Genomic DNA, 24915 nt, shown 5'->3' with positions numbered 1-24915 from the left:
CATGCAACAAATAGTAACCAAATTTGGTGGTACCAGCGTTTCAACTCGTAATACATGGAATAATATCGCCTCCATTACTAAGAAACATATAAATTCTGGGGTACAACCTGTAATTGTTTGCTCCGCCCTAACGCAAGTTTCCAATAAACTTGAAAAAGCCATAGAGGCTGCTTTGATCAATGAACATCAGAGTATTTTGACTGATATTCGTAATGGACATCTCAATCTTGCGGAACAACTTGAGGTGGATCCTGAGTTAATTGCTAAAGATCTGCTTCAATTAGAACAGTGGCTCACTGGTATTGCCTTATTAAAGCAAGCCCCCGCCAAAACCCACGCGGAAATTTTAAGTATGGGCGAACTCATGATGACTCGCCTAGGCCATGCTTTTCTCGAAAAGCAAGGAATTCATTGTACATGGTATGATGCTCGTGAACTCTTAACCAGTATCCCATTCCCAGATGGAGGGTCTGCGAATTATCTATCCGCTCGTTGTGAGAGTGAGTATGATCCCGAATTAGTTGAAAAATTTATCTCCTGTGGCGCTCAAGCCATTATCACTCAAGGTTTTTTTGCTGCAAATCCACAAGGTGAAACCGTTTTGCTAGGCAGAGGAGGCTCGGATACTTCAGCTGCTCTGCTCGCAGGGAAACTTCAAGCTGCATCGTGTGAAATTTGGACGGATGTTCCTGGAATATATACAGCTAATCCGCATCAACTGCCACAAGCCCGTTTATTGAAGAAATTAAATTACGATGAGGCGCAGGAAATTGCAACTATGGGTGCCAAAGTATTACACCCCAATTGCATTCCTCCTGTTCGTCGAGCCAATATTCCAATGTCCGTCAAATTTACACAAATGCCCGAACATTCAGGAACGCTCATCACTAAAGATATTGATGAAACGGCCCCTCTCATTAAATCCATTCAGATAAAAAACAGTATCCTATTGATCTCTATAGATACCTTACACATGTGGCAACAAGTTGGTTTTTTATCTGATGTATTTACCGCTTTTAAACATCATGGTTTCTCAGTGGACTTACTCTCGTCTTCGGAGTTTAACGTGACTTTATCTCTCGATATCAATAGCAAAATACACGATAGACCAGCGATTAATGCTCTATTAGCAGAATTAAATCAATTCGGTCGAGCGAAACTCATTGAACCCTGTAGTGCAGTAAGTCTCGTTGGTCATCACATCAGAACAGTATTGCCACAACTTGGCCCAGCTTTAGAAGTTTTTGAAGCCAAACAAGTCTATTTAATGTCCCTTGCATCCAATGATTTGAACCTCACATTCGTTGTTGATGAATCACAAGCAAATCAATTATGCCAAAAGCTGCATCACTTACTCATCGAAAATAACCCTCAAATTTTTTATTACTCAAAAAGCTGGCATGAAGAATTTGGTAAACCCACTGTGCGTAGTATTCCGTGGTGGGAAAAAGAGCGAGATCGTTTATTAACCATAGCCTCGCTCAATTCACCTTGCTATGTTTATCATAGCGAAACCCAAGCTGCGCGAGCCAAGCAGCTACTGGCTTTAAAATCGATTAATACACTGTTTTACGCGATAAAAGCCAATCCTCATCCCTCGATTTTAAAAACTATGGAAAAAGAAGGAATCGGTTTTGAATGTGTTTCTATTCAGGAACTGGATAGAATATTGGAGCTCTTTCCTGGCATAGACCGAAAGCGAATTCTATTTACTCCAAATTTTGCACCAAAAACCGAGTATGAGCATGCATTAAATATCGGTTGTTATGTTACCATAGATAGCTTATATCCTTTGGAGCACTGGCCTGAACTGTTTAAAAACCGTGAAGTCATTATTCGTATCGATCCAGGTACTGGGGCTGGCCATCACAAACACGTTTCAACAGGAGGCAATGAGTCAAAATTTGGTATTACACAAAATGATATTGAGCAAGTTGTCGCATTAACCAAAAAACATAATATCCATGTAGTGGGATTGCATGCTCATTCAGGAAGTGGCATTCTAACCCCGGAATTGTGGCAACAAACGGCTTTAATGCTCGCGTCTTTAACGGAACAATTCCCACACGTTCAATCGATTAATCTAGGTGGAGGATTGGGCGTAGTGGAAAAACCAGGGCAACAACCATTGGATTTTACAAGTTTGGATGCCTTGTTAATGGCGGTAAAAACACGTTATCCACAAATTAAAATTTGGCTTGAGCCCGGACGATTTTTTGTGGCAGAAAGTGGTGTTATTCTTGCCAAAGTCACTCAATGCAAAGAAAAAGGTAAGGTAAAATTTGTTGGCATCGAAACAGGGATGAACTCCCTAATTCGTCCCTCTTTATATGGTGCTTACCATGAGATAGTGAACTTAAGTAGATTATATGAAGAAAAAGCCGGATTTTCCCATATAGTTGGTCCAATTTGTGAATCAGGTGACACGCTTGGCTATGACCGATTATTACCCGTGACAGAAGAAGGTGATGTATTATTAATCGCCAACGCGGGAGCTTATGGCCGGTGCATGAGTTCACATTACAATTTGCGCCCACCAGCACAAGAAATCGTTATTGAATAAGTCTTCCCTCTCCCCATATAGGTTGGGCCTTGGCCCAACGACAACGACCATTATGGTTCAGTGATGTTGCGCCAAGGCCCAACCTACATGGGAGAAGCTGCCTGTCAAGGCGAGTAAAGACATCTTACATTCTCTAACAAGAAACATACAGGGATAAAAACAATGTTAGTCGACAGTGATCAACGAAGCCAAGCTACGGATCCTTCCTTATCATTTATCGTTCAAGCTCCTGCAGGCTCAGGAAAAACTGAAATTCTCACCCAACGCTATTTGAGATTGTTAAGCACAGTAACTGCCCCAGAACAAATTATCGCACTAACATTCACGCGTAAAGCCGCAAGCGAAATGCGCGAACGTATTGTGCATGCCTTACAGCAAGCAGCAAATAAAAAAAAGGCCGATACCCCCCATCAACAAAAAACACTTGCGTTCGCTGGAGAAGCGCTTCAACGTGATGCACAATTTCAATGGAATTTATTACAACAGCCGAATCGATTGAGAGTTATTACGATTGACTCTTTATGCCAAAGCATCAATCAAGCAATTCCTCTTTTGGAAAAACAAATTGCTTATTCACAAATTACGGAAAAAGTAGAGAGTCATTATTTAAATGCAGGACGACGCTGTATTCAATTTGCCCTGGCTACACCTGAATACCAAAAAGCAATCAAAGCACTCTTGCTGCATGTGGATAATCGCCAAGATCGGCTGCTAGAGCTCTTTACCACACTCCTGTCTCAAAGGGATCAATGGTTAGCCCCTTTATTTCAAGCACGTTCTCAAGAAAAATCGACTTTTGAACGAGCACTCCAACTTATAGAGCAACACGAGTTAAAGCGATTTAAACAAAGTCTCCCCCCACAACTGAGTGAGGAGTTGACTCGATATGCGCGTGAATTAGCGATTATAGAAAACAACCCCAGTTCGCCACGTTACCCTCTCAAAGACTGGTATGATTTTCAACAGACAAATCAAGAAACTGCAACCGCCTTAAGTAAATTATTGCTTACAGGTGATGGGAATTTACGTAAAAGTTTCGATCATCATGTTGGCTTGCTGAGTACCTCCTGCCCGGCTGATGAATACAAGAGACTCAAAAATGCAAGCAAAGAATTACTCACTGAGTTAAATGAGTACCCTGATTTCCTTGAAGCATTAATCCAAGTCAGTAATTTACCTGCACCAGAATATGATCCTGAGCAATGGGAGGTTCTGCAAGCACTGTTTTTGTTGCTCCCTATTCTTGTAGGTCATTTGCACGTTTTATTTAGCGAACACAATGAAATTGACTTCACTGCCATCGCTCAGCAAGCATTAAATGCCTTAGGTAATGAAGAAAATCCAACTGATTTAGCTTTATATTTAGATCATACTCTTCAACATATTCTGGTTGATGAATTTCAGGATACTTCGATTACCCAATTTGAACTTTTAACTAAACTCGTTTGGGGATGGGAAGAAGGCGATGGAAGAACCCTTTTTATTGTGGGCGATCCCATGCAATCCATCTACCGTTTTCGGCAAGCAGAAGTAGGCTTATTCTTTCGTGCTAAAGAACAAGGTATAGGCCCTGTTAGACTTCAGTCTCTAGAGTTAAGCTGTAATTTTCGATCGACACACACCATTGTTAATTGGGTAAATAATCAGTTCACCCATATTTTCCCTAAGCAAGTCGATATAGAATCTGGGGCTGTTTCATTTCATCCTAGTGTCAATGTCATTCAAAATAAAGAATGCAGCATGGTACAAGCCCTGCAATTTAAAAGTCGAAAACAGGAAGCAAAAAAACTCATAGAAATCATTCAACAGGAGCTGCAAACCGATCCTGAGCAAACTATGGCGATTCTTGTACGTTCAAGAACCCAACTTAGCGAAATTATTCGTCTCTTACGCCAACATCAAATCCCCTATCAAGGCACTGATATTACTTTATTAGCCAATCTAGGCCACTTACGTGATGTTTGGTCATTAACTCACGCTTTATTGACACCCGCCAATCGTCTCTCCTGGCTCGCTGTCCTACATAGTCCCTATTGTGGTTTGTCTTTAAGTGATATTCATGCCATAGCCCAGTTCAATAAGAAAAAATCGATTTACTTCGCTTTATTACATTTAGACAAGATCTCCGGCCTCAGTGAAGAAGGCAGGATTCGCGCGAGTTATTTGATTCGTGTCATGCACAAATCACTCAGCCAAAGATATGAAACCCAACTCTCAGCCTGGGTGATCAGGACCCTAAAAGAATTGCATATTGAACACATCTTAAATGCCAATCAACTCAATGACCTCGAACAATTCTGGACCTTGCTTGATCGTTATCAACAAGACGGTCGCCTATCGGATATGAATGAATTTCTCGCAGAACTCAATAAGCTCTATTCACAACAAGCAAATCCTTCACGTTTACACGTGATGACGATTCATAAATCTAAAGGATTGGAGTTTGATACTGTGTTTCTTCCTGGTTTAGGGACACAACCCAATCGTGGTGATAATCCGATGCTACGTTGGCTCAATTTACCTACTCAAAAACATGGTAATTTGTTGCTGATGTCCCCTATTCACGCGGCACATCAAGACCATTGTGCGTTATATGATTACTTAAGTCAGTTAGATGAAGTAAAAAGTCGTTATGAAGCGCAACGATTACTGTATGTTGCTGTAACACGTGCAAAGTCGCGTTTGTATTTAACGGATCACTCAGAAAAAACTTCTAAAACTTCATTTCGAAATCTTCTAAAAAATATAGAGTTTATTGCAGAAGAGCCCTTATCCAATATTGAAGAATCAAACCAGTATTTACCCAAAATCGGACGCTTACCCCTCGCTTATTATCAAAATAAAGCATCTGAAACCCTTGAAATGCTTACCCATGCCAAGACAAAATCTTCCTCTTTATCAACGACTATTCCTCGACTTATCGGTATAGTAACGCACCAATTATTGCAATGGATCTGTGATAATCACCCTAAAACCCTAACCGAAGTCCCTTGGAGTTTTGCCCGTTATGAATTACGGAAGCTAGGCTTCGATGAATCAATGCAACATGAAGCCCTTCTCAGTATGCAAGAACAAATAGCCCGGATGTTTGAGGATCAAATAGGGTTATGGATTATTAGTAAACATCATCAAGAACAAAACGAATACGAATTATTGGTAGAACAGCAAAATAGACCGATTACCCGGATTATTGATCGTACTTTTGAGGATCAAGGAAAACGCTGGATTATCGACTTCAAAACCGGAAAAGAGGATGAAACATCCTTGATAAAACACCGAGAACAATTGAATGAGTACGGTTCTTATATTTCAAAACAAACACCTTTACCTATCTATTGCGGAATTTATTATCTCCCGAGCAATCATTGGATTAATTGGCAATTTGAGCCCTCTGAAATGCTTATTACATAGAATCTTTTCTCCTGGGGTCTGTTACAATTCGCTGGATTGAGTCCAAATGGTGTGATTTTAGAACACCGAAACGCGGCATACACGAAGTATGTAGTATCGGAGCGCAAAAAATCACGCCATTTTGGCCAAGAGAGTAGAATTGTAAACAGCCCCACCTCTGCGTTATCATTCCTCTTTTCCATTCAAGGTTAAGCCATGACCACTGAAAATACTGTAATTCACTTACTAAATACTCTAAAAGATCCGTTTCTCGGCCTCACAGGTAAGGAAATGAACTTACAATTTAGCCTTGAAATGGCTGACAATCAGTTGCTCGTCAATCTTACCGCAGGCTTTCCTTGTAATTTGCTTGAAGAAAATTACAAGCCCCTATTTCTTGCAGCCTTACAATCAGCATTTCCTAATCAAGAGATAGTAATTCATATCAATCAATGGATTAAACCTCACAAAACGCAACTCGTAGGCAAAGGCTTACGTGGAGTAAAAAATACTATTGCTATAGCGTCCGGAAAAGGAGGAGTCGGGAAATCTACTATAACCGTTAACTTAGCAACTGCATTAGCTCGGTTAGGTGCGCGGGTAGGCATTTTGGATGCAGACATCTATGGCCCTAGTATGCCTTTAATGCTCGGCGAAACAGAACCGGTGCAAGTGAGTGGCGAACATTATCTTCCTGCAAAAGCCCATGGAATAGAGAGCATGTCTATTGGCTATCTAACAGACAGTGAACAAGCAATAATCTGGCGAGGTCCTATGCTTGCCAAATCCCTAATCCAAATGCTGGATATTACCCTTTGGGATAATTTAGATTATTTATTGATTGATTTACCACCTGGTACTGGTGATATCCAACTGACTTTGGTACAAAAAATCCCATTGACTGCAGCGATAGTAGTGACTACCCCGCAAAACGTAGCAACACTCGATGCACAAAAAGCAATACATATGTTTTCTAAAACAGGGATTGATGTTCTTGGTATCATAGAAAATATGTCCACTCATATCTGCAGCCAATGCGGACATCAAGAATCAATTTTTGGCGCAGGCGGTGCAGAAACACTTTGTACTGCACACCACACGACACTTCTAGGACAACTTCCTTTAGATGGACGCATAAGACAAAACTGTGACGAAGGCACTCCCACTGCAACTAAAGTCCGCGATGAGTTAACGGATACATTGATTAAAACAGCAATGAAGAGCGCAATTGAATTGGCCAAAAAACCAATTAATTACGCAGACAAGTTTCCTAAAATTGTTGTTGAGTGAATTCTTCCAGAGAGGGTATACTTGCTCAACTAAAATAGGATTCATAGTAGTCTAGATGCAGCAAAGCAATTTAATTGAGAATCCCCTCTCCTAATTGGGAGAGGGGTTATGAGGGCTCATGAACCACAATCCTGTCCTCATCCGCCCTGGCGGGCGCCTTCTTCGCGAATAGGGAAAAGGGAAATTATTCTGCACCTAAACTACGATGTTACATCAATAACAATAAAAATAAATTAGCCATGGAACGATTAATAATAATAACAATAAGTATTCTGTATTCCTGTCTGGCCTTAGCCAAATCTCCCTATCAAATTGATTTGATCCTCTTTGCACACCCAAATCAAAACACTGGCCTAGCTATCGACGCGCCACTCATTCCAATGGGTGCAAACGCCATATCCTTGAAGACCGATACAGACAAATCAGGAAAACCTTACCGATTGTTACCCCCATCTTCTTCAAGCTTGCGTGATGAATACTATTTACTAACTCGTAAATCTCACTATCAAGTCCTAGCCCATTATTCATGGAGGCAACCTGCAAATAATCAAAGTAGTGTCGCTTTTCCGCTGGTTGAACATAACGGCTGGCAAATGCAAGGGACTTTAAATGTGAAGCAAGCGAGTTATTATTTTTTTGATGCAAAGTTCCAAGTATCACCGCCCAATAATCCACAATCGTCCTTTACTATTTCACAAAAACAACGCCTTAAAGAGAATGTTGTGTATTATTTAGATAATGCTCAAATAGGTATGTTAGTTAAGATTCATCAATTGGAGTCATAAAGAAACTTCCCTGCCCCCGTATTCCCATCATCCCGAGCACACCGAAGGATCGAGCTGCAGGAATGTCGCAACGAGGAGCTCCCCCGCTATGCTCGGAATAACCTAGGGAGGAGCTTTTATAAGTGAAGGGCAATGAGATCACAGGTTTCGCTGATCTGCATCAGACTACAGCCTTTATTTGCTCCCACTCCCAGGAGAAAAAATTTGATCAAATACCGTTGCACCACCTTCCACTACATGTTTCATCGCGGTATTTACATCAGAGACATTAGGATGAGGCTTGTTAGAAAAAAAGCCTAGAAAACCATTCCCTGCTTGTTTGCTTCTGCCAATCTCATGCAATCCAAATAATGCTGCGGCGGTTAGCGTCAATGAGGCAAATGGACCTAATCTGGCATAAAAAGGGGACATAAATAAATTTCCAAAACTGATTAATGCACCAGTCTTGAGCGTTTTTTCAGGATTTACTTGATCTCTAGGCATACTACACTTCCTTGATACATAATTTGAAAACGTACCCATTAAGGGCGATGACTTTTATCACTAGGCATAATTTCATCAAATATCGCAGCCCCTCCAACGGCAATATTTGCCAGAGCATTTTGCACCTCTGTACTTTTATCACCAGTTTTACCACCAAAAAAAGAATTCATATTATTTACTCCATTTTCAACTGTTCTTCTTTTTTTGCCTATCTCGTGCGCACCATATAAAAAAGCGCCGGTTGCCACAATGGCTGCAGTCAGACCGAACTTTGCATCAAGCCAATACAGCGGCGCTAAAATGGTATTCCCAATTGCCAGTAATGCGCCTGTCTTTCCAGCATCATCCATATTGATTTTAGATTGTGACATATCAACTCCTTATGATAATGATTTTTCAATACAGCCTATTTGAGTGCCAATAAAATTGCAAGCATAAATTTAATACATCATAGTGAGTAATACGAAACCAAATTCATGGTGAATTGAATTAAATCGAACTGTACATTATAATTTCATATGACAAAAATGGAATCATGAGCTCATAATGTCCAAACACAACCCAATTATTGATGCGCTCACTTTATGTCTCAAACAAAAATCCAATAAGGATTTTAAATTAGATAATTCAGCTGTTTATGCAGGGCTTGCCAACCTCTATGAATACTATGCTCTAGAAAATAAAACGGAACAATTTTTTGAGGCATTGGCTCAATTAAGCGCTATACCTAAGGATTATCTGATTGGGGATAATCCAATTTTGGATAATTTTATCATTCAATTGGAAAAAGTGTTCCACCCCCAAAAAAAGGAAAAACCAGTTACTCGAGCTATACCTTGGTGGGAACAAGAACGCGCACATTTACTCGCCCTTGCAGAGGCTCATTCGCCCTGTTATGTTTATCACTGCCCCACACAAAAATCCCAGGCACGAAAATTATTGGCTCTACAAGCAATCGACACACTATTTTATGCAATCAAGGCCAATCCTCATCCATCAATTTTAAAGACATTAGAAAAAGAAGGTATTGGCTTTGAATGCGTTTCCATCCAGGAATTAAATCACATACATCATCTATTTCCTCACATCGATAAAAAGCGAATTTTATTTACTCCAAATTTTGCCCCAAAGAGGGAATATAAAATTGCGATGAACTTAGGATGTTATGTAACGATAGACAATTTGTACCCTCTAAGGAATTGGCCTGAGTTATTTAAAAATGGCAAGATCATAGTCCGCATTGACCCAGGTGTTGGCGCGGGCCATCACAAACATGTCGTGACCGGAGGCAATGAATCAAAGTTTGGTATTGCTCAAAATGATATAGAACAACTAAAAATTGTAACCCAGGAAAATAACATTCATGTCATTGGTCTGCACTCCCATTCAGGCAGTGGGATTCTTACTCCAGAACTTTGGGAACAAACTGCTTTAGTACTCACCTCATTTCTTAAGCAATTCCCTGAGGTTCAGTTCATTAATTTAGGCGGTGGTTTGGGAATCGTTGAAAAATCGGGACAAAAACCTTTAGACCTCAAAAAACTTGATTCAAGATTACTCGCAATCAAATCAAACTACCCTCATTTGCGATTCTGGATGGAACCTGGGCGTTTTTTTGTGGCAGAAAGTGGCATCATTTTGGCTAAGGTCACTCAATGTAAAGAAAAAGGAGAAGTACAATTTATAGGAATTGAAACGGGAATGAATTCATTAATTAGGCCTTCATTATATGGGGCATATCATGAAATCGTTAACTTAAGTCGGTTATATTCAGATCAATCCGGAGTGGCACACATTGTAGGTCCGATCTGTGAATCAGGTGATACACTGGGATATGACCGCATATTACCTACCACTCAAGAAGGAGACATCATTTTAATTGCCAATGCCGGAGCCTATGGGCACTGCATGAGTTCCAATTACAATTTAAGACCACCTGCAAAAGAAATCATTTTAGAAACATAATATGTTTTATATTTCCTTTACTTAAATTCTTAACTACCCCTTAATGCATAATATTTATACATTGTGCATTGTATCAAATTAACATGTCACTTATAATGTCAAAAATTTAAAATAGAGAGGGTACACCGATGCCAAACCAAGGCAAAATTATTAGCGCAGTTAACGTTTGCCTAAAGCAAAAGAAAAATATTTCTATCATACTGAACAAAAAAGGAATTTGTGCCGCACTTGCTGCTTTATACGTCCAATATACTTTACAAAATAAACAAACCGTATTTTTTGCTTTGCTCGACAAATTAGCGACCCTCCCGAGTACTTATCGCATTGGTGATGACCCTGCAATTGATAGTTTCATTATCAAAATTGAAAAAACATTCCGTATCGAGGAATACAGTAGTTATGAAATCCTGCAATGTGATATCGAAAAAATCTTGAATATTGGCAATAAGCCCTTAAGAAATGAATTTAATTTAGGCCTTACAACAACTACAGCGCAATGGGAAGAACTATTCAAAAAAATTGGTCGTGAGAATCGAACTTATTTAATTTACAGTCATAATCATGCAATTGCCTTATCTTTTGAAAACGGAAAATTCGTTGTCTACGATCCAAACTACAATAGAAAAATAAAAGAGTTTGAGTCAATTAATGAATTAATCAAAGAAATCAAAGACTGCTTTGAATATAAAGAAGACTCTTTTGGTCTCATAATACGTACATTTGCCCATCCCAACGCACTACCTGAGCACTACCCCTCACATGATGAATTACATCAAATTGCCTTCTCAAGTCAGACCGATAGCGGTTCAATTTTCTTTGCCGCTATGGCAGGAGATGTCGTTACACTCAAGCATTTATTTAATCAAAATAAAATCGACTACGACAAATTATCCAAAGAATATTTCCGTCCCGAGTTCAATGATCTTTTAATGCAACAGCCTAAGTCGCCGTTACTAAGACAAGCTATTTTGAAAGGAATTCTTTGCAATTTATATTTTGGAAATCATAAAGAAGCGAAAAAGCTCCTTGAACATTATCTAAAGACATACACGACAACCGAAGATCAACGTGCTTTAAAAGACCAACTGCAGCTATTTCTCGACGCCCAAGTGAAAGAGCACGTTTTGTTAATGAAAAAGGAAACGGATCACCGTTATTTATTGAACGTATTTGATCAATTAAATCTGTCTCAAGAGCCTAAAAATCAAACCGTTTGTAATCATCTGCAACTCCTAACTTTTGTGACGCAAGAAGCAGAATCGGTTCAAATAAATCAATTTCTAAATAAGTTATCAGCAGAACAAATCGTCAAACAAATCCAATACGCTGCTATCGTCAACCAACATCATGTTTTGAATTTGTTGATTCCTCAGTTAACAACAGCAAGCATTGATCCCAAATCATTTCCTTCCATATTGAATAAAGAGCTCGTCCAAAATATTGATGCGGTCACTTTGAAAAAACTTCTCGATCATGGTTTTACTGTAGATATTCACCATCCAGATTTGTTTACCTTGTGCATGGAGCGTAATGATTTAACCATTTTTGAAACGTACGCACGTGCGTGGGCCGAACAGGCAAATCAGCCCACACTTTGGAACAACATTGATGCTCATGAATACCATTTGATGGATTTAAACACTGCTCTTGGCTCCATAACGCTACTTCATACCCTGATTTTCCTGAGGAAAAATGAGCATGTAAAAAATGCATGGCAAGATAATATTCCTGTCGAAACGATTAAAAGCGCACTTACCCTTGCTCTATTGAACGGTAATAAGGAAATGAGTGTTTTTCTTCAAGAAAAACTGGAAGCGAAGAAAAGCCATCTCGAGCCAGAAACCCTGGAGTTTCTCTATGCCAAAGGATTACAAGAAGAAGACTTATCCATTTTATCGACATTGGTTCAGTTAAATTACAACGTGCTGCATCAGACCCAAGACATAAGAGAACTATTCACGTTATGTTATGACTATGATGACTACTCAATTATTGAAAAATGTCTAGCAAAAGCAAGCCCTAAGATAAAACAACTCATTTTGGAGAGCAGTTTAAATTGGAGTATCGCACCAGTAATCACGACATGCGCCCAACAACAACCTCAACTTTTTAATGACTACCTCCATAATTCAACTACAAGCCCTGGAAAACTGGTTAAAATTAATAGAGTAGTACCCAAAATCCCAGCTGATACGCTTACATTAGAAAAATTAGCCCCCCAAGAGCAAAGAAAATTAGTTAAAAGCTTTTTCAAAAATAAGCTTTTTAATCTAGCTAAGTCATTAGGTAACAAAGCAACATGGGAAGAGTCAGAACTTGAAGAATTCATTAATGAGTTAATTCTGGATAAAAATGAAATCGGAATTAAATTGCTGCTGCAACTCTTTCCCAAGTTAAAGGAAAATCCAAAACTTATACCTCTGCTGGCACAAAATAATATATTAATCGCATTAGATTCCTTATTGGATAAAGAAACCGTTGTGCTTGCCCCAGAACTAACGGAGCAAATTTTTACTTCTGCGTTAGTCACTAATAATAAAAATTTAGTCACTCGATTTTTGAATCAAGGCAGGATAACTCCCAAAACCCAATTAAAGCAGCCTCTTTTGGAGTTACTGAAACAGGCGATAGAAAAAGGCAATGATGCTGTTTTAGAACCATTTATTGAATCCGACCTTAATTTCGGACTGGATTTTAAGGAATTATTCCTTTTTAGTTGCGAACAAAAACAAGGAAAAATAGCCAACCAGCTGCTTGCCCGGGAAATTATCCTAAGTACAAGTGAACAACAACATGCTGTCCAGCAATTAGCTGGTGATCAATCCGCTTCTGCTTTGTTTGAAAAAGTTTATGCCCAAGGGTTCGGTAGACTATATCAATTATTTTTAAAAGCCAACATACCAAACCCTAAAGCCTCCTTATTGAGCTCTATTAAAAATCCGGAACAAGATCCTTCATTCCAGAATACAAAATTGTTTACAAGTCCGGACTATTTAAGTCCTTTAAAACGAGCTGTTAAAGAGAAAAATGAAGCTGTATTTAAAAGCCTATTTATTCAAAGTGACCTCCCAACTGATCCCGATAAAAGTATTCTAGACCTCTTAAAAGATCCAGTACTCTTTAAAGGCATCGCCCCTTTATTTGAAAAAAAATATGGCTACAAAAAATTAGTAACTGAAGCTCTAAAACAAGAGGAATGGGCAGCCCTAGCAAATCTTATTGAGAAGCAAAAATTAAGTGATCTGGATGCCGAGCTGCAACAACCGATACAAGAACACGGGATGGATATCATTAAAGCATATATTGAAAATCTCAAAGCTCATTATGATAAAACAGACGTTCGCCCTCAGTTGTTTCAACTCCTGGAAAGCACAAATCCTCAAGTACTTGCTCAATTGGCAATCCCGCATCGAGAGGTAATTCAAAAAGCACTTGAAGAAATTGAGCTTCATATGCTGCAAAAACAGCTTGATTTAAATAATCAAATTTACCGTTATACATTTAATCATTTGCCACTCAAGCGAGCACTTGAGGAACTTGGCAAGATATTCGAAGAATGTCAAAAGGTCATTCAAGAGAAAAACGTTGATCTTGATAAAGCCATTGAATCCACTGAAATAGTGAATCATCTGGCACAAATAAAAATCATCATGGCAGGACAAGATATTGCTCCCGATTATCTCGAAGAAAGCCATGCTAATCTGTTGGAAAAATTAATAGAAAATCCTCGATTTAAAGAGGTTTGCCTATTGGAATTCAAGCTTTATTGTTTACTCAGACAATTTAAAAGACCACTTTTAGAACAAAGTGAGGCGACTCAAAGAGAATTCAAAACTACAGCCCAGTCACTCCAGCATGCTTTGGAAGTAACGAACTTGCCTGCACATTTTGTTCTCCCAGAAATTCAGCAGTATTTGCCACGACCAACAAAGGAAGAAGTGCTACCCACTGCAGTGATTGAAGAATCGAACTTAGCCCATGAAACTCAGGCTCATCGAGCTCCTTCAAAAATCATACCTGGCTCGCCACAACCCATAGAGAAAAAAAATACTTCCCAAAAACTAGGGGGTGAACCTCAAGGTGGTGGAATGCAGCAACAGTTAAATCCTTCTGAAACAAACCAAAATCAACAACACAAGAAAGGAGAAGCTCCTAATTTCCATGCTTTGAGAACGCAATGCGCCAAAGCCTTAGATTATTACCTGAAAAATCGCGATAAAAATTTAAGCTTTTTTTCTTATTTTTTCGATTATTATCGTGGACAAACTCGTGCCCTACATTACAAGAATTTAATTGCATCGGCGCAAACCGAACAAGAGTTATATCTTTTAGAATATGCTATTTTAACAAATGAGAATGGAACACAATTAAAAAAAGATTTGGTAGACCAACTCAAATTTAAAGATGAATATACTGCTCAAGAACAACTCAAAGCACGAATTAAAAAATCCTATTCCTTCTCACAGAACGACTTATCTCAATTAGATAACTGGATTGATTCACTCAATCAAAAAATTAATACAGATGAGCAAACGGATACAAGGAGCTTGTTTAAAGACGAGTTGAGCTATTTAGGACAAATACGTAATCACCAAAGGACATTGCAGCCTCTGTCTTTTTTCCAACCCCCAAAAGCCGATTTAATATCTCGATTTTTGCAATGGATTGAAAGCTGGCTCGGTGATGACCACTCCTCTACTGAGAAAAATAAATTGTCCTTGTAGCATTTTTTTAGTCCTTTAGCCCAGATTATCTCAGCGTAATCCGGGCTACAAGGCATAGAGGCTATATGGCAAGTCTATTTTTATCTTTAAAAATATTTCTACATTAATAAATTATGTTAGGATTGGCTATTCTCTACTAATTTTCAAAACATGATGCAGGACGCTTTTAAAATACTCTTTCAAAAATATCCTCAAACAGAAGCTCCCTTTATGCACCAACAACTCACTGAATGGAGTAATACACGTCCTTTAGCTGGATTAAGAGTAGTCCACCATGTTCCCTTGGTGATGAATACCTTATTAAAAATAGCCTGTTTAGTTGAAGCAGGTGCGGATATAACAGTAACCAATCCTTCAGATTTTTGTTATGCACAACCGCAAGCAATCTCTTGTTTAAATGAAGCAAAAATTCGTTATGTTGAGGATCCGCATACCCTTGCTGGGGAAATTTTTGATCTTTATTTTGATTGTGGTGCCCAACTGTATCAATTTCTTGGAAAACCCCAAATTGGAGCAATCGAATTAACCGGCTCAGGAGATCAACTCTATAGCCAACAAGTGCTTGATTTTCCAGTGATTAGTATTGATCGCTCACTGACAAAACAATTGGAAACAGTTTTTGGATGCGCGGAAAGCAGCCATATGGCTCTGAGTCAATTAACAGGAATTAATCCAGCAGAAACATCATGGGTTATTTTTGGCTTTGGCAAGATTGGTCGTGGGCTTGCCTATTTCTGTACTCATAATAATGTTCCTGTTGTAGTTGTAGATCCTGACGAAAAACAAAGAAATCTGGCTCAAAACTTAGGTATCAAAGCGCTCGATCCACTAGACTTCAGCGAGCTGGAACGTGCATTAATCGACGCGAATGTTGTGATTACTGCGACCGGAAAAAAAGCGATTATGAATAATTATCCTCACTACTGGTTTAGTGGCAAGATACTTGCCAATTTAGGGGTTTATGATGAATTTGGCCCTCAATTTAGTGATGATGAAGTCTTAAACCATAAAATGCCTGTTAATTTTGTACTTAGTGACCCTACGCCTATAAAGTATATTGATCCCGAATTTTATATCCATAATCTGGTTGCTTTAAACTTTTTGAAAGAAAAACTGACTTGCGGAGTACATGGAATACCCTCAACATTAGATAAAGATATGATTCAACGTTGGTGTGCCTATCACACATTTCCCTTAGAGACCATCAATGCTTGGCTGTATTTGTAACATGTAGCCGCGGTGAAGCACAGCGTCAGGGCGGATGAGAGATGCCCTCACCCCTGCCCCTCTCCCACTAGAGGAAGGTCATCGTTCTTAACCTAATGGCAGTGACACTGCGCTGGCCCAGGTTACATTCAGCATTAATGAACGCATTTTTTAAAATGAATTTACACTTTCCCCACGATGCTATATATTCCGCCTTTTCTCGAAATTGAATCAATGAATTTATTAGCCTCAACACATTCATATAGCTCCAAAAGAACCATCATATGGTTAGTCAGCGTATTCTTTCTATTATTCCAATTTTTCTTGCAACTCTCTTCGGGAATTATTATTGGCGCTATAATGCATGAGCAACAATTAAGCGCATTCACTGTGGGTCTATTAAGCAGTGCCTTTTATTATGTCTATACTACTATGCAAATTCCCGTTGGCCTTCTTTTTGATCGCTACAACACCCGAACTTTATTGTCTTTAAACGCTCTATTATGTGCCTTGGGCTGCTTTTTATTTTCTACGGGATACAACTTATTTATATTATTTCTTGGCCGCTTAATTATTGGTGGTGGCTCTTCCTTTGCTTTTGTTGGCATGACTCGAGTATTGCGCCAACATTATCCACTAAAACAATACGCATTTATGATAGGCCTCACAGAAACTCTAGGTTTTACTGTGACGGTGATTAGCATGATTGGCATGGGCTCACAAATAACCCACATTAGCTGGCATTATTTTCTTGCTGGCGCAGGTGTCATCGGCCTTTTAATTGCTTTTTTATGCGCAAATTTCATTCCCAGTAACAAGCCGGTTATCACCAATCATCATCAATATAAAAAACATTTGCTACTCATGCTGAAAAACAAATTGGTATGGATTAATGGATTGTTTGTAGGTTTGGAATTTTCGGTAATCACTGTATTTGCTGCTATGTGGGCGGTTCCTTTCCTCCAGTTAAAATTAGATTGTTCTATAGAGACAGCCAGTATTCTCACATCAATGATCTTATTAGGGGCTGGTTTAAGCTGTCCTCTATACGGATGGCTCTCCATCCATCTGACTAAACGCAAACCATTAATCCATATTTCATGCTTATCCACTGCCATTTTATTCATTCTTACTCTTTACTTACCCATACATAATATATTCTTAACAGGCATCTTGTTGTTTGCAATTGGACTGTGTTGTGGCGCTTATATGCTCGCATTTACTATTGCGAATGAACTGGCGCCAGAAGAATCGCTCTCTGCGTGTACAGGCTTCACCAATACCTTGGCAATGGCCTCGGCTCCTCTGCTCCAGCCATTAGTAGGTTATTTGCTGGATTATTCCAAGGGTACTACGAACCTTCATGTTTTAGCGGATTATCAATTAACTCTTTTAATCATTCCGGCTGCATTAGTTATTGCCAGTGCTTTATCCCAATTTCTTCCAGAGAAAGAGATGTAGCCAAGTTTATCTATTTATGCCCACCACATGTTTAAATATTAAACATTCGATATATTTAAATTTAATAAAGCCTTAATTATTTATAGATAAAATAACAATATTTGGTCAGCATGTGGTTATTTTATATGGCAGAGTCTAAAAAGGAACCTAAAAGCATTACTATTTCCAAACCTCAAAAGGAAATAAATTACTTTGTCATCTTTGGCGATAGTCTTTCTGACGGTAAAAACATGGGGGAAAAGGCTACTTTTCTCGGACCATTGGCAAAAAAGTTATGGCTAAAGATAACAGGACTATCTGAGTCACCTAAAGAGCGATTCACTAATGGCTATACTTGGGCTGATGCGATTAAATCAATGGTCATCAGTAAATTTCTCAACGAAGATCGAATAAAAAAAGATCCTTTTGGGAAGTTTAACTTAAATAATGCCGACATCAGTGATGATATTCTTTCTCGGTTAGGCGAAGATCAAGACCATCAAGATGGTTTTTCCTGGCCACACAAAAGACAATACACTAAGAAGGAAGTTAGAGCAGAAATAAACGAGGTGCGACGCAAAAAGCGTGTGGAAGCCAGAGAAGAGGGCCATCTGTTCGGTGCTAAGCCAGAAAATTCTCCGAAATCCAATCCCGTCTCAAGTCAGGACAAAAAAACTGCTCTGGGTGCTAATCCTATTAAAAAAGGACGACCAAAAACCAAGCTACAAGAGTCTTCTGATGATGTTGCTGACCAATTAATAACAGACTCTCGTTATCACGATTACGTCCAAGAATATTATTCACTGGATGATGGCCGTGTGGCTCAATATAATGGCCAGAACTTCTACAGAAACTACAGCCAAGGCGGCTCAACATCATATGATTACAGCTGGAATGACTTGTTTCTTTCACTTCTGTCTCCTATAACTTCAATAAAGCTTTTCTTTACCCGCTTAATTGTATCCAACCTATCGAATCAGGTAGATCAATTCTTGCAAGACAGTGAGAATGAGGAAGCAGTATCTGAAGAGCAAAAAAAGAAGACCCTTATTACAGTATTTTCTGGTGCTAACGATTTAATTACGGTTAATTCAGAGCCAACCGAAGAGGCAGCAAAATTGGCTGCTCAAAGCAACATAGATAATATCGAGAGGTTAATCAACAAAGGCTATACAAATTTTGTTTTGTGTAATTTACCCGATTTGTCCTTAACACCACGCTATCAAAATAAATCAGTTGATGAGCGTAATAACGCTCAAACTGTATCAATTGCATTTAATACGGAATTAGAAAAGAAGCTAGAAAAGTTAAAGGAACGTTATCCCAATTGCTCGATTGATCTTTTTGACATCAAAAGTGTTTTTACTAAAATTTACAACGATGTCCGTGATGATGGTGGTTTAGGATATAGTCAATACTTTAATAAAAGTTGTTTAAAAGAACCTTATTTAGATTATGCAAAAAAGAATAATATTCCAATAATTCCTGGAGGAGTTGCTCCGGGTTACCAACACATGTTTTGGGATGATGTGCATCCAACTGCAACCATGCATGCCTTGTTGATGTCGGAATATTATAAAAGTAAGGAAGGTCTTGGCCAATATAAAATATCAGCGCCACCAGAGCAAACCGCCAAACTATTATGTAACATCTTTAATCAAAAATATCATGAAAAATTAGCAGAGCTTACATTTGGACCTTTCAGTTGGTGTAATGAATTTTCTATTAATTATGAAGAGCCCAAAACAGCGCTTATCTCCATATTACGTTATGCACTTGTTGAACAGAACGATGATGGTGACTGTTTACGTGAAGCAATGGCTGATTTAGGTTGGTGGGCAAATGGCAAACCAAACATGTGTATTCCTGCCCTGGCAGATGCTATGTGGCTTTGGGATCCTGATTATGCTCGAAGATTGGAAGCGAAATTAGATCCTCACCTAACAGAACCTAATTCGTACAAAATGATGCGCGGAGCATTAGGTGGAACACTCGTAGATCAAGAACCTCTGAAAAATAGAGCTCATCCTGAACTGGATTTTGATCCCGAGGTGGAGAAAAAATTACAAAACTTGATGGATAAAAAGGCTAATACCAAAGAACCAGAACCAACTTTGTTACAAGCAACAACAACCTCAACTTTAAAACAAAGATCTTTAACGACAGAGGATATTACCACTCTTACTCTGTGATAAATTGGGTATTTGTGTAGCCTGGATTGGCAGCGCAGGAGAACCCTGGTTTCTAATTATTTGAATAAACTTCTTAATCCTGGGCTCCGCCGCGCAGTACCCAGGCTACAAAATATACTCAATCAAGCAGTTAACTTAACATTCTTGTTGGTGAGCTCAGAATTTTTTAAAAATGATTGCTGAGTCATAAAACAAAAGCCAGCCCGACTGTCTTTAGAAAAACCTGCCACAGTATGTGATGATGGATCATTACCCTTTAAGGTATTAATCAATTTTAAGCTCAGCTTAGGCAAGCCAATCTTTAACATGCACTGATCATTATCTAAAGGTTTTAGTGAAATAAATTGAGACATTTTTACTTTATTGCCTAAAGGATCTAGCCAACCGGCAACTGCGGCACTGGTCGCATCTTTTTCCTTAAGATTTGCCGAGTAAAATCCGTTATCATCATTTAAACGACAAAACGTAGTACTGATTTCATGAGTGTCTTTTTGATCATCATTTAATACCAATTTACCAAACCATGCTTTATTTCCGGTAACAAATTGCTCTTTATCATCAATACGGATATGTCCATTGAGCTGACTAGTCTGTAACACTTGAAATTTTACTCCTGGTCGAAGGACTAAGGTTTCATTGTTGTTTGCTTGCTTTAACATGTCCACTTTAAAATTAAAACCTTTTTTATCTGCTGCTTTAACGCCAAAGATCCAGCTGTCATTGATGGGATTATAGCGGATAAAAGAATAACCAACATGCCAATCAAGTGGTGTTGATTGCTCTATTTTTTCTTTATTTTCGTAAAAAAATACCAGCTTATTGGTTTCTTCATCGATTAAAGCAGCTTGAGTATGAAATTCTGTACCTTGACGCTGCATTTCAAAAAAATATCCGTATTTATCACCACTTTCATTCTTTACCATGCCGGAAAAAGTCCAACTTCCTACATTAGGATCTATGAGTTGTACCTGTTGCTGCGCTTCTGATTTTATTTCAGCCGCAAGCACTCCAGTACTTATGGGGAATATGATTAAAAATAAAAAACAGCGAATCCAAGCAAACATAATCAGCAATAACCTTTTAACTGTTGATGTAACCACAATGCATCCCAAAAAGCATCATCCAATACAGCGTCTACGGGCAAATAATGCATTGTGTCCGAACTAAAAGATCGACATTTCACTGCATCTTTTTCCGTCATAATAATAAGTGATTTGCAATAATTCAAATCATCTGGCTTAAACTGATAATGATCAGGATAAGAACAGGTATCGAATTCTATCCCTAATTGCAGCAAAGTGGAATAAAAACGTTGAGGATTACCTATCGCAGCAATCGCTTCCCATTTACCATTTAATGCATGGGGATCAATTTCCTCATCCGTACTTAATTTCTTTATTTTTCCGGGTCTTAATACCATGGAATACGCATTATTCCACTTACCTTCATTCACTATAATAAAATCAACCTGATCTAAGCGCGTAGCAGGTTCTCTTAACGGCCCTGCTGGCAAACAAAAACCATTACCTAACCCCCGAGTTCCATCAATAACCGCTATTTCTATAGCTCGTCCCATACGGTAATGCTGTAGTCCATCATCACTAATAATAATTTGACTTTGATGTTTTTCCAAAAGATAACGAACCGCATCAGTACGTTTAGGGGCAATCACTACAGGGCATTTGGTTTTTTGTGCTAACAGTAAGGGCTCATCTCCAACCTTCAGTGCAGAATCATTAACCTGTACTTCATAAGGAAAATGTTTGTGTTTCGCGCCATAACCACGGCTTACGATACCTACTCTTAATCCTTTTTGTTGTAATCGCTTGGCCAATTCGATAACCAATGGGGTCTTACCCACTCCCCCAACCGTTATATTTCCGACTACAATTAGTGGAACTGGGCAATCAAACTGACTAAAACGTTGCAAAAAAGAGCGTCTGACTGAAGCGAAAAACGAATACACCCAAGAGAATGGCCGTAATACCCATTGCATCGGGTGATCACCATACCATAATTTCTCAAGGAAGAAAGGCATCAAACTATTGCAACCTCTTGAACTGTATCTGAGTGTTGTATTCCCTGAAGTTGTGCATAGTACCCTTGTAAATCAAGTAACTCCTGGTGAGTACCCTGCTCCACGATGCATCCATTTTGCATCACTATAATTTTATCTGCATGTTTAATAGTTGATAAACGATGCGCAATAACTAAAGTCGTACGATTTTTCATGACTTCTTCCAAAGCAATCTGTATGTATCGTTCTGACTCGCTATCCAAAGCAGAGGTTGCTTCATCAAGAATTAAAATAGGCGCATCTTTCAATATAGCCCGTGCAATCGCTATCCTTTGTCGCTGGCCACCAGAAAGTAATACCCCATTCTCTCCAACACGCGTGTCATAACCTTGTGGTAAACGACTGATAAATTCATCGGCAAAAGCCATTTTGGCGGCTTGTATGATTTGTTCACGACTAACATCCGAACGGCCATATGCAATATTATTAGCTAAAGTATCATTAAAAAGTGTTACATTTTGACTCACCAAAGCCATTTGTTGACGTAAACTGCTTAAACTTATTTCATTAATCGGTGTATCATCTAGCGTGATAACACCTTGAGTCACTTCATAAAAACGAGGTAATAAACTGGCTATAGTTGTTTTACCACTTCCTGAATGCCCCACCAATGCAACCGTTTTACCGGCTTCAACAGTAAAGCTCACGTTATGTAATACATTTTCTCCTTGCCTGTATGCATAAGATACCTGTTTAAACTCAAGATCACCACGTGCTCTTTGTGACAAAACGTTACCTTGCTCTTGCTCTATGGGCAGATCCAGCAAATGGAACACACTTTCTGCGCCGGCTAAACCTTTTTGTATTACAGCATTCAACGTAGTTAAGGTTTTCATGGGTTTGATTAGCTGTATCATTGCAGCAATAATTGCTAAAAAAGATCCAGCAGAAATAATGACTACTGTAGACAATTGAATTGCGGCTGCAATGATTGCTGCAATGCCTATAGCAATGACAATTTGTACGCCAGAGACATTCAGTGCCTTGCTCGCAGCCACTTTCATATCATTTTGACGGGAGCGTTCTATCGCATTACTAAATTTTCCAGATTCATAAGTAATACCTCCAAAAATACGAACTACTTTATAACCTTCAATGGCTTCACTCGCGATTTCCGTCACTTCGCCCATAGTTTTTTGCACTTTATGACTGATTCGTCTAACACGTTTATTAGTGTAGTTCACAATAAAGCCAACAAAAGGGATGGTTAACAGAAACATCAGTGACAATTGCCAGCAGATCACCATCATGACGGTAAGAAAACCAATAATTAAACAGGTATTTTGAACAATATCGGTTAAAGCATCGGCGCTAACCTGTGCTACCTGCTCAACATCATAAAGAATTTTAGAAAGCATTTGCCCAGAGGTTGCCTCATCATAAAAATCAGCAGGTAAATGCAAAATATGATTAAAAACTTTTTCTCTTAATACTTTAACTACAGAGCGGGCAACCCAAGTCATGCAATAACTTCCCAGTGAACTGACAAGCCCCCTCAAAGTAATCCCTATTAAAACGATATAAGGAATTTTCTTGATAAAATCCATATCAACACTAATAAAACTTTTATCAAAAAAAGGCCGCATCATGTACGTGAATCCAGCATCAATCAGGGAATACACGATGTTGGCGAAAATACCTAATGCCAATATGGGCCAGAACGGTTTCACATAAGCTAACAAACGTTTGTATAAAATGCTGGTCTTAACTGAGAGTCTCTTTTTCATCACTCAATGGTTCAATCGAAAAGTGAGTTATTGTAACTGTTATTAGTTGGAAGTGCTAATGTTCCTTCATGCAAGGATTGCGAACCCATAATCTTACTGGTATTCCCTTCTCCACATGGGAAAAGGTGCCCGTTAGGGCTGATCAGGGTATTGATAATAGCTTGTGGCCCCTCTCCCCCTCTCTCTCGAGTGGAAGAGTGGATTTTTAAGGGCAGTTTCCGCCGCACCCTGGCTACATTATGGTCCGTTAACCGTCACTCTAAAGTCATCTTAATTCGAGTATACGCACAATGAAAACCTATTTTTTGCACATTACAATCTGAAACACTTCCCGGTTCAGTAGTGACTGTCGCCCAAGATAACCCACGTTGTTTTGCCCTATTTAAGCGGGCCATTAATAATTTTTTTTGTAATCCTCTTCCTCGATAGGCAGGCAAAGTGCTGGTAACACCTAAATCACAAAAGTCCCCATGCATGGCAATTGTAGCTCCTGCAACAATCACCTCATTATCGTAAACAGCGAAGGTACTGACTCCTTTAGATTGAGCATAACGAAAAAATTGATCTTCAGCTTCAGGCGCATCAAAGCCTAAAGCTATTTTTTTGGCCCATTGCTCCTTTTCATCTGGCTTTATTTCTCTGATAGTCAAATTCTCTGCAGCATAATCAACAGGCTGAAATGACTTTAAATCCAATAACGATACGTTATTTAATTCACTGATACGGTAGCCACGTTGACTTAAAAATAGGGTGAGATCATTTCCCACAAAAGGACACAACTCGATATCTACACGCTTATGATTCAAGGTTCTGTAAAAACGTTCGATGCGTTCAATTTCATTCTGAAAATGGTCCAATTTTGTAGCAAAACCCCATCCGACTACCTGCGATAAATACGAATCAAACCCTGAAAAACAGGCAGCGCCTCCATTGACCTCCAAAACTCGTCCTTGTGGATACTCTTTGGTTACCTCCATATGGGTTTGCTTGATGCAAGACTCCATCTGTGCTGCCAGATTTTTAGTAATACATTTCATCTCATATTATTCCTATCAAAATCAGTATCTGAGTGA

General features: G+C 38.9%; 14 protein-coding genes and 1 pseudogene. 9 read left to right on the top strand and 6 right to left on the bottom strand.

Features of this window, described 5'->3' with window-relative positions; translation table 11 throughout:
- Position 1 precedes the first annotated feature (1 nt).
- The 4 genes from EL022_RS09130 (at position 2) to EL022_RS09115 (ending at position 8028) form a co-directional block, all read left to right on the top strand.
- Positions 2-2563, top strand: a complete 2562-nt coding sequence (locus EL022_RS09130) for a bifunctional aspartate kinase/diaminopimelate decarboxylase (RefSeq protein ID WP_028381975.1) — start codon at positions 2-4, stop codon at positions 2561-2563.
- A gap of 162 nt (positions 2564-2725) precedes the next feature.
- On the top strand, positions 2726-5974 hold the full coding sequence (locus EL022_RS09125) for a UvrD-helicase domain-containing protein (RefSeq protein ID WP_028381976.1): 3249 nt from the start codon (positions 2726-2728) through the stop codon (positions 5972-5974).
- Between the two features lie 195 nt (positions 5975-6169).
- On the top strand, positions 6170-7243 hold the full coding sequence (gene apbC, locus EL022_RS09120; RefSeq protein ID WP_028381977.1) for an iron-sulfur cluster carrier protein ApbC: 1074 nt from the start codon (positions 6170-6172) through the stop codon (positions 7241-7243).
- 239 nt (positions 7244-7482) lie between these two features.
- Positions 7483-8028, top strand: coding sequence for a CsiV family protein (locus tag EL022_RS09115; RefSeq protein WP_028381978.1), 546 nt, complete (start codon positions 7483-7485; stop codon positions 8026-8028).
- 174 nt (positions 8029-8202) lie between these two features.
- Here the strand turns inward: EL022_RS09115 and EL022_RS09110 are convergent, their stop codons facing one another.
- Together EL022_RS09110 and EL022_RS09105 are read right to left on the bottom strand one after the other, a co-directional pair.
- A complete protein-coding gene (locus tag EL022_RS09110) occupies positions 8203-8511 on the bottom strand; it encodes a hypothetical protein (RefSeq protein WP_028381979.1) in 309 nt (102 codons plus the stop codon).
- A 38-nt stretch (positions 8512-8549) separates the two neighbouring features.
- The gene (locus EL022_RS09105; RefSeq protein ID WP_028381980.1) at positions 8550-8882 is read right to left on the bottom strand and encodes a hypothetical protein; all 333 of its coding nucleotides are present in this window, start codon (positions 8880-8882) and stop codon (positions 8550-8552) included.
- 367 nt (positions 8883-9249) lie between these two features.
- Between EL022_RS09105 and lysA the strand changes: the two are divergent.
- The 5 genes and pseudogenes from lysA to EL022_RS09080 form a co-directional block, all read left to right on the top strand.
- A pseudogene (gene lysA, locus EL022_RS09100) lies at positions 9250-10476 on the top strand (diaminopimelate decarboxylase); the annotation flags it as partial.
- A 128-nt stretch (positions 10477-10604) separates the two neighbouring features.
- Positions 10605-15200: a hypothetical protein gene (locus EL022_RS09095; protein ID WP_028381981.1), complete on the top strand. Its 4596-nt coding sequence runs from the start codon at positions 10605-10607 to the stop codon at positions 15198-15200.
- A 150-nt stretch (positions 15201-15350) separates the two neighbouring features.
- Positions 15351-16427 (top strand): NAD-binding protein, encoded by a 1077-nt coding sequence (locus EL022_RS09090; RefSeq protein ID WP_028381982.1) that lies wholly within the window; start codon positions 15351-15353, stop codon positions 16425-16427.
- 339 nt (positions 16428-16766) lie between these two features.
- A complete protein-coding gene (locus EL022_RS09085; protein WP_028381983.1) occupies positions 16767-17867 on the top strand; it encodes an MFS transporter in 1101 nt (366 codons plus the stop codon).
- 125 nt (positions 17868-17992) lie between these two features.
- Positions 17993-20038 carry an SGNH/GDSL hydrolase family protein gene (locus EL022_RS09080; RefSeq protein WP_028381984.1) on the top strand — a complete coding sequence of 682 codons (2046 nt, stop codon included), beginning with the start codon at positions 17993-17995 and terminating at the stop codon, positions 20036-20038.
- Between the two features lie 122 nt (positions 20039-20160).
- Here EL022_RS09080 and EL022_RS09075 read toward each other — a convergent pair whose 3' ends face one another.
- The 4 genes from EL022_RS09075 to EL022_RS09060 form a co-directional block, all read right to left on the bottom strand.
- On the bottom strand, positions 20161-21102 hold the full coding sequence (locus tag EL022_RS09075; protein ID WP_028381985.1) for a hypothetical protein: 942 nt from the start codon (positions 21100-21102) through the stop codon (positions 20161-20163).
- Positions 21103-21104: 2 nt separating this feature from the next.
- A complete protein-coding gene (gene lpxK, locus EL022_RS09070) occupies positions 21105-22076 on the bottom strand; it encodes a tetraacyldisaccharide 4'-kinase (RefSeq protein ID WP_028381986.1) in 972 nt (323 codons plus the stop codon).
- Positions 22076-23842 (bottom strand): lipid A export permease/ATP-binding protein MsbA, encoded by a 1767-nt coding sequence (msbA, locus tag EL022_RS09065; RefSeq protein ID WP_028381987.1) that lies wholly within the window; start codon positions 23840-23842, stop codon positions 22076-22078. The genes lpxK and msbA overlap by 1 nt, the downstream gene beginning before the upstream one ends.
- A 254-nt stretch (positions 23843-24096) precedes the next feature.
- Complete coding sequence (locus tag EL022_RS09060; protein ID WP_028381988.1) at positions 24097-24879, bottom strand: GNAT family N-acetyltransferase; 783 nt, start codon at positions 24877-24879, stop codon at positions 24097-24099.
- Positions 24880-24915 lie beyond the last annotated feature (36 nt).

This window comes from Legionella cherrii, from assembly GCF_900635815.1.
GTDB classification, from domain to species: Bacteria; Pseudomonadota; Gammaproteobacteria; order Legionellales; family Legionellaceae; genus Legionella; species Legionella cherrii.
This window is presented reverse-complemented; position numbering and strand designations above follow the sequence as displayed.